We start from the raw sequence: 7,981 nt of genomic DNA, 5'->3' as shown, positions 1-7,981 counted from the left end.
GCTGATGCTGATCTGGAGTGGGTATTTATTGATGCTAGCCATGTGAGGGCTCATCAGCATGCTACAGGAATCAAGGATCAGGCTATTTCAAAAAGTATCGGTGGAAACAGTTCTAAAATTTATTTGGCAGTTGATTCTCATGGGAACCCTGTACAGTTTTTGATAGAGGATGGTACGACCCATGATGTAAAAGTGGTACCGAAATTAGTTAACAATATAGACCTGCACGAGACAGAAATTCTCTGTGCCGATAAGGGTTATGACTCTGAATCCTTGAGAGAACAGATAGAAAAAACGGGAACTCAAGCTAATATTCCCAAGAAGTCCAATACACTTTCAAATAATGATCATGTGGATTGGTATTTTTATAAAATCAGGCATTTAATTGAGAATGCCTTTGCTAGATTAAAGCAATTTAGAGGAATTGCCACACGCTATGACAAGCTAAAGCAAAGCTATGAAAATTCTGTTGCCTTAGCTTGTATCTTTATTTGGCTACCATTATGAAATGTCAACAGATCCTAAGCATCATGATCAAATAAATAGAAAGACAAGTATTCGGTCGCAAAAACTGGTCTTTAAATTGTCACTGAATCATCCCAACACTGTCATTTTTTCTTGTTTGAATGGTTTCCCCAATTGCTATTTTTAAACTTTATGAAAAAAAGATCTATTGGCCTTTTTATGGCCGTTGTGTTGGGCTTGAACGGATGTAATGATTCTGATGAAAAGACGCAGGTGACGCCTACACCCTTGATCAATGAGCCAACTTTGGTGGCTTTTGCAAAACTGGATGTGGCCACCTATGCAGAAGGACCAGATTCCGGTGCATATGTGACCGGTGCAAACGGAATTTTGCCGCCATTTTCTGGGCAGCCTGTGCAAGGTTTTTCGGCTGCTTTAAAAAATAATGATGGGACTTATCTGGTGATGTCTGACAATGGTTTTGGCACGCAAGATAACTCGGCTGACTATCTGCTGCGTTTGCATGTGATTCAACCGACCTTTAGAGCAAAAACAGCAGCTAATGCTGAAGTAAAGCATTTAAGTTATGTGCAGCTGCGTGATCCGAATAAACTGATTCCCTTTTCTATCGTCCATCAAGACACGGTCGAACGATTATTAACTGGTGCCGATTTTGATCCGGAATCGATGCAACGCGCACCGAATGGCGAGATCTGGATTGGAGATGAGTTTGGACCCTATTTACTGCATTTTTCTGCCGACGGTATATTGCTGAGTCCACCAATTCCATTACCGAATCCACTGAATCCGGCGCAAGAGCTGCGTTCACCTCAGAATCAGTTCAATAAAGAACAGCTGAATTTTGTTGAACCACTGGTACAGCGTAGCGGTGGTTTTGAAGGCATGGCGATCTCTCAAGATGGAAAATATCTGTATCCGCTGTTGGAAAAGCCATTACTGAACGATAGTTCTAATCGTTTAATCGTGTCTGAATTTGATTTGGCAAAAAAAGCCTATACAGGCAAATATTATTATTTTCCATTGCATACTAGCGCCACCGCGATTGGTGATTTTCAGCTGTATAGCCCGACTGAAGGAATTATTATTGAACGGGATGATAGTGAAAACGATCTGCTGGGCTATAAAAAGCTGATTAAAGTCACGCTCAGCACCGCTGGTCAGAATATGCAGAGAGAAGATCTGGTCAATTTGATGGATATTGCCAATCCGGATTTACTTTATGGCACTGCGCGAGCGGGCGATATTGCGACCGGTGAGCGTTTTGGTTTTCCGTTTCAGACCATTGAAGATATTGTCATTGAAGGCCCAGACCTGATTACTGTACTGAATGATAATAACTTCCCGGGTTCAAGCGGACGAAATGCCAATTTGGCCGATGATAATGAAATTATTCAGATCCGTTTGCCAAAAGCATTGTTCTAAATTTATCAGCAATTACAGAAGGTCACCTCGGGTGGCCTTTCTTTATGAAATTTTTTTTGTATATTTTTTAATAAAAGCATGCTATAAAAATTAAAACAGGCATAAAAATTGCTTATAAAATGCGGTATTAAAAAAGGTGGGTAGTATGAAGTTATCAGTGGGATTAAAAGTTGCCAACTCCCTGTCATTGACACCCCAGTTGCAACAGGCCATTCGTTTACTTCAATTATCAAGTTTAGAACTTGAGCAAGAAATTCAATTACAGCTCGATAGTAATCCATTATTAGAGAAAGTTGAAGAACAGGCCGATGTTGAGAGTCTGTCAGCGGCAGATACAGATCGTGATCAAAAAGATTTAACCAATGAATTAAATGCCGATCATCTGCCAGATGATTTACCGGTCGATACCGACTGGGATGATGTCTATACCCATCAGCCGACTAGTTTAGGTACGCCAGAATATGAAGAGCGTGAAGATAACCGTCAGGGTGTACTGGGTTTAAAAGAGCATATGCTGGAGCAGATTAACCTGCTGCATTTTTCTAAAATTGACCAGCTGATTGCTTACTGCATTATTGATTCTCTGGATGATAAGGGCTTTCTGGAAAGCGATATCAGCGAGATTACTGCTTCGGTCCAGCATCTGCTCGATTCGATGGAGTATGAAGACAGCATCGAAGACGATGAAGTGCTGGTGGTGTTGAAACATATTCAACAGCTGGAGCCGGTGGGGGTTGGCTCGCGTCATCTGGCGGAATGTCTGTTGATCCAGCTGGAAAGTCTGCCGGCGAATACCCCATGCCGTCAGGATGCTATGCAGCTAATGACGCATTATGAGTTATTAATCAGCAATGAAATTCCAAAACTACTCAAGCAGACCGGTTTAAACACCGATCAGCTGAAATGTGCGGTCGAGTTGCTGAAAACCTTGAAACCGCATCCGGGTATGGAGTTTGAAGATAAAGAGTCGGATTATCAGATTCCAGATGTGGTGGTGATGAAGAAAAATGACAGCTGGCAGGTACAGCTGAATCCGGATGTCATGCCAAAGCTCCGGGTTAACTCGTTTTATGCCAATATGATTCGTCGTGCCGATCAGAGTGATGACAATCAGTATTTGCGTAACCAGATGCTGGAAGCCAAAAACTTTATCAAGAGTATTGATGAGCGGCATAAAACCTTACTCAAAGTGGCAACCTGTATTGTTGAGCATCAGCGTACTTTTCTGGAAATTGGCGCAGAAGGCATGAAACCTTTGGTGCTACGCGATATTGCCGAAGAGGTCGAGCTGCATGAATCTACGGTATCCCGCGTGACCACCAATAAATATATGCTGACCTCGCGTGGCCTGTTTGAGTTGAAATATTTCTTTTCAAGTCATGTTGGCACTACATCGGGCGGTGAAGCATCGTCAACTGCGATTCGTGCCAAGATCAAAAAACTGATTGCTGAAGAGAACTTACGTAAGCCTTTGTCTGATAACGCAATTGCCAATATTTTAAAAGAAGAGGGAATTGATGTGGCGCGACGTACGGTTGCAAAATATCGCGAATCTTTACATATTCCATCTTCTTCTGAAAGAAAAGTCTTGATCTAGTTTTGAAAATCTGCCTATTCTAGAGATTCATTATGACAACATAATGAATCTTTTTTTCTATGAGGATGAGTCAAAATGATTGCATGAAGGTATCACTGAGCAGCAGTTCTGGTCCTGTACGTGAATCATTTTGATGATGACTCGTCTAATCCTAACGAAGGTGAGGGATAGAATTATGCAAATAACAATTCGTGGCCATCATTTATCAATTACACCTGCAATTGAAGAAAATATAAAAGCAAAGTTCGCGCAAATGACCAAACATCTGGATCAGGTCAATAGTATGCAGGTGAAGCTCAGTAAAGATCATCAGATCGATAAGCATTCTAAAAAAGGCAGTGCCAACCATATCGCAGAAGCGATTATCCGTTTACCTGGAACGGAGCTGTTTGCCCAGGCCTGTGCTGATGATATGTATACATCGATTAAGAAAATGTCAGAAAAATTAAAACGCCAATTAGACAAGCATCGCAAAATGCAGCTGGTTTATCAGCCTGTCGCGATTTAGCTGAAACAATCGGCAAAAAGAGGTTTTTAAAAAACCTCTTTTTTTATATATATAATGTATGTGACTAATGAATTATTTTTTTCATTTATAGTAAAATGACCGGTTTTACACCGTTGGTCCTATAAGAGGTCTTGTGATGAATAATGAACAGCTCGCTGAAATTTTAAAAGCTGCTTTTCCAGAGGCAGATGTAGTCGTTAGTGGGCAGGGTGGTAAATTTGATCTTCGTATTGTCGATGATCAGTTTGAAGGCAAACGTCTTGTTGCACGCCAACAGGCAGTGTATGCGCCGATTAATGCCTTGATCGCCAGCGGTGAAGTTCATGCGGTAACAATTAAAGCAATGACCAAAGAAGAATGGCGTAAAGCAAGCTTATTCGGAGCTTAATAAATTAATGGATAAATTTTTAATTCAGGGCGGTATTAAGCTCGAAGGTGAAGTGCGCATTTCTGGTGCAAAGAATGCAGCATTGCCATTACTGGCTGCCATGATTCTGGCCGACTCACCTATTACCCTGACCAATGTGCCTAATCTGAAAGATGTAAACACACTGGTTAAACTCATTGCGGGCCTCGGTATCACCATGTCTTATGAAGGCGATACTGTGGTGGCCGATACCTCAACCCTGAACAACCAGTTTGCACCGTATGAGCTCGTTAAAACCATGCGTGCGTCTATTTTGGTGCTTGGACCGCTATTGGCGCGCTATGGCAGTGCACAAGTATCACTCCCGGGCGGTTGTGCGATTGGTTCGCGTCCGGTCGATCAGCATTTAAAAGCTTTAGAAGCTTTAGGTGCAGAAATCCAGGTCGAAAATGGCTATGTACATGCCAAAGTCGATGGCCGCTTAAAAGGCGGCGAAGTGGTTTTTGATATGGTAACCGTAGGCGGCACTGAAAATATCTTGATGGCTGCCGTGCTGGCGGATGGTGTCACCACCATCCGGAATGCTGCGCGTGAACCGGAAATCACCGATCTGGCACAAATGCTGATTAAGATGGGTGCCAAAATCGAAGGCCTGGATACCGATACTTTGGTGGTAACTGGTGTAGAAAGTCTGCACGGCTGTGAATATGCGGTAGTGGCGGACCGGATTGAAACCGGTTCCTATCTGGCGGCGGCAGCCATTACTGGTGGCAAGATTAAAACCACGCATACCGATCCGGCCCTGCTGGAATCGGTGCTAGACAAATTTGAAGAGATGGGCGCAGAAGTCACCCGTGGGGATGACTGGATTGAACTGGATATGATGGGTAAACGTCCGAAAGCGGTGAGCTTCCGTACCTTGCCACATCCAGATTTCCCGACCGATATGCAGGCCCAGTTGATGGCAGTGAATGCCGTTGGTCGTGGTTTTGCCACCATCTCTGAAACGATTTTTGAAAACCGTTTTATGCATGTTCCTGAATTGGCACGTATGGGCGCCAATATTCAGGTTGAAGGCAATGATGCTGTGGTAACCGGTGTAGAAAAATTATCTGCAGCACCTGTCATGGCTACAGATTTACGTGCTTCGTTCTCTTTAGTGTTAGCAGCTCTGGCGGCTGAAGGGGAAACACTGATTGACCGTATTTATCATATTGATCGCGGTTATGAAAATGTCGAAGCGAAGTTACAAGGTTTAGGTGCCCAAATTAAGCGAGTAAGTTAATGAGCGATATGAGAAACGATGATCCAAACTTTGACGTAATGGGCAATTTTGATCATGGTTTAACTTTAGCATTAAGTAAGGGACGTATTTTAAAAGAGACACTGCCGCTGCTGGAAACAGCGGGCATTAACTTGCTGGAAGATCCTGAAAAATCCCGTAAGTTAATTTTTCCAACCACCCATAAACAGGTGCGTATTCTGATTTTACGTGCTTCTGATGTGCCGACCTATGTGGAAAATGGCGCAGCAGATTTAGGTGTGGCAGGTAAAGATGTCTTGATGGAACATGGCGCACAAAATGTCTATGAACCATTAGATTTAAAAATTGCCAACTGTAAACTGATGACAGCGGGTAAAGTCGGTATGGTTCGTCCAAAAGGCCGCTTAAAAATTGCGACCAAATATGTGAACCTGACCCGTCAATACTATGCCAGCCTAGGTGAACAGGTTGATGTGATCAAGCTTTACGGTTCGATGGAACTGGCACCGCTGGTCGGCCTGGGTGATTACATTGTTGATGTGGTCGATACCGGAAATACGTTACGTGCCAATGGTTTAGAACCACTGGAAGAAATCTGTAAAGTATCTTCCCGTTTAATCGTCAACAAAGCCAGTTTTAAACGTAAACAGGCGTTGTTAAATCCGATTATTGCCCAGCTAGAACAGGCTGTGGCTGATCGTGAACAGGCCAAACAGGCGTAAGTTGTTCAAATAAAAGACCGCTCTTGAGAGCGGTTTTTTATGGCGGTCTATGAGAACAGTCCTGTTAATACTTTTCTTCAATTTGAGCAAAAGTAATTTTCCATAAAAGTCCGTGGCCCAATGCGCGATTGATACCCACAAAAGCCTTGAAAACAGGTAAACTAATCTTTTCCATATCAACCTTGTGGGTAAATTGATGCGACGTTTATCGACTCAAGATCAGAACTTCAAGCAGGTGTTTGCTGACTTGTTGGCTTTTGAAACAGTGAGTGATCCAGAACTGTTAAAAACCGTAGACCAAATCATTGCTGATGTCCGTCAGCATGGTGATGCTCATGTTCTTAAATTAACTCAGCAGTTCGATCGACATCCCGCGCATCAATTTTCAGATCTAGAACTGACCCAGGACCAGCTTAAAGCCGCTTTTGATGGATTGAATCGTGAGGTGCGTGATGCACTGGAGCTGGCTGCAGCACGTATCCGTGAATTCCACCAGGCGCAAAAGCAAGATGGCTGGACCTATGTCGATGCCTTGGGAAATACCTTGGGTCAGAAAGTCACGCCACTGGACCGCGTGGGCATTTACGTGCCGGGTGGTCTGGCATCTTATCCATCTTCAGTACTCATGAATGCAGTGCCCGCGCATGTCGCGGGTGTGCCTGAAATTATCATGGTGGTTCCGGCGCCGAATGGTGAGTTGAATCCACTGGTTCTGGCGGCGGCCTATTTAGCGGGCGTGACACGTCTGTTTACCATTGGTGGTGCACAAGCGGTCGCGGCGCTGGCCTATGGTACAGAAACCATTCCATCGGTCGACAAAATTACCGGTCCAGGTAACCGTTTTGTCGCAGCAGCAAAACGTGCGGTATTTGGTCAAGTCGGTATTGATATGATCGCCGGACCTTCGGAAATTTTAGTTTATGCCGAAGGCGAGAATAATGCAGAGTGGTTGGCGATGGATTTATTGTCACAAGCCGAGCACGATACCGTCGCACAAGCAGCATTCATTACACCGGATGAGGAATTATTGAATGCAGTTGATGGCTGGATTGAAAAGCACCTAGAAGCATTGCCAAAAGCTGAGATCGCCCGTACCTCGATTGAAAACCGTGGTGCATTGGTATTGGTGAAGGATCGTCAGGAAGCGATTGAGTTAATTAATCAGGTGGCACCTGAACACCTGGAATTATGCATGGATGATCCGCAAGTGATGGCAGAAGATATTCGTCATGCCGGGGCAATCTTTATGGGACGTTATACCCCTGAAGCGATTGGGGATTACTGTGCTGGTCCAAACCACGTGCTGCCAACCTCAGGTACTGCGCGTTTCTCCTCACCGCTGGGTGTGTATGATTTCCAGAAACGTTCTAGCCTGATCATGTGTTCGCAAGAAGGGGTGAAAACTCTGGCCAAAACTGCGGATGTATTGGCGCAGCAAGAGAACCTGAATGCACATGCGAGATCAGCACGTTATCGTTATCAGTAATTAATGTGACTCTTTCCCATATAATTTTAAGCCCCTTCTCTTGCGCCATATATGGCTCAGGGAGAAGGTTGGGATGAGGGGATAAAGAAAATAAAACCTCTCCTTGTGCAGCAGTGCTGCTCATCTCCT

General features: G+C 44.0%; 8 protein-coding genes. All 8 read left to right on the top strand.

Going from position 1 to position 7,981, the window contains the following annotated elements; all coding sequences use genetic code 11:
• On the top strand, positions 1-507 hold a 507-nt coding region (locus VF685_RS04035), incomplete at its 5' end, for an IS5 family transposase (RefSeq protein WP_440203558.1).
• Positions 508-657: 150 nt separating this feature from the next.
• Positions 658-1,908, top strand: a complete 1,251-nt coding sequence (locus VF685_RS04030; protein WP_171524597.1) for an esterase-like activity of phytase family protein — start codon at positions 658-660, stop codon at positions 1,906-1,908.
• Positions 1,909-2,053: 145 nt separating this feature from the next.
• A complete protein-coding gene (locus VF685_RS04025; protein WP_127801646.1) occupies positions 2,054-3,505 on the top strand; it encodes an RNA polymerase factor sigma-54 in 1,452 nt (483 codons plus the stop codon).
• A gap of 175 nt (positions 3,506-3,680) precedes the next feature.
• The gene (gene hpf, locus VF685_RS04020) at positions 3,681-4,013 is read left to right on the top strand and encodes a ribosome hibernation-promoting factor, HPF/YfiA family (protein WP_005179935.1); all 333 of its coding nucleotides are present in this window, start codon (positions 3,681-3,683) and stop codon (positions 4,011-4,013) included.
• Positions 4,014-4,149: 136 nt separating this feature from the next.
• The gene (ibaG, locus tag VF685_RS04015) at positions 4,150-4,401 is read left to right on the top strand and encodes a BolA family iron metabolism protein IbaG (RefSeq protein ID WP_005179933.1); all 252 of its coding nucleotides are present in this window, start codon (positions 4,150-4,152) and stop codon (positions 4,399-4,401) included.
• 7 nt (positions 4,402-4,408) lie between these two features.
• Entirely contained in the window at positions 4,409-5,665 is a 1,257-nt protein-coding gene (murA, locus tag VF685_RS04010) for a UDP-N-acetylglucosamine 1-carboxyvinyltransferase (RefSeq protein ID WP_005179929.1), read from the top strand.
• Positions 5,665-6,366, top strand: coding sequence for an ATP phosphoribosyltransferase (gene hisG / locus VF685_RS04005; RefSeq protein ID WP_005179926.1), 702 nt, complete (start codon positions 5,665-5,667; stop codon positions 6,364-6,366). Before murA ends, hisG begins: the two co-directional genes overlap by 1 nt.
• Positions 6,367-6,550: 184 nt before the next feature.
• Entirely contained in the window at positions 6,551-7,852 is a 1,302-nt protein-coding gene (gene hisD / locus VF685_RS04000) for a histidinol dehydrogenase (protein WP_440203557.1), read from the top strand.
• Positions 7,853-7,981: the final 129 nt, after the last annotated feature.

The sequence above is a fragment of the Acinetobacter sp. Brlt_5 genome, from assembly GCF_051949055.1.
Taxonomy (GTDB): Bacteria; Pseudomonadota; Gammaproteobacteria; order Pseudomonadales; family Moraxellaceae; genus Acinetobacter; species Acinetobacter indicus.
The sequence above is the reverse complement of the archived record's forward strand: the minus strand, read 5'-3'. Positions and strand labels throughout refer to the sequence as shown.

Excerpts from the sequence above, each read along its gene's own strand:
- VF685_RS04025 (WP_127801646.1), top strand. The coding sequence starts at position 2,054 with ATGAAGTTATCAGTGGGATTAAAAGTTGCCAACTCCCTGTCATTGACA.
- VF685_RS04030 (WP_171524597.1), top strand. The coding sequence starts at position 658 with ATGAAAAAAAGATCTATTGGCCTTTTTATGGCCGTTGTGTTGGGCTTG.
- hpf (WP_005179935.1), top strand. The coding sequence starts at position 3,681 with ATGCAAATAACAATTCGTGGCCATCATTTATCAATTACACCTGCAATT.
- ibaG (WP_005179933.1), top strand. The coding sequence starts at position 4,150 with ATGAATAATGAACAGCTCGCTGAAATTTTAAAAGCTGCTTTTCCAGAG.
- hisG (WP_005179926.1), top strand. The coding sequence starts at position 5,665 with ATGAGCGATATGAGAAACGATGATCCAAACTTTGACGTAATGGGCAAT.
- murA (WP_005179929.1), top strand. The coding sequence starts at position 4,409 with ATGGATAAATTTTTAATTCAGGGCGGTATTAAGCTCGAAGGTGAAGTG.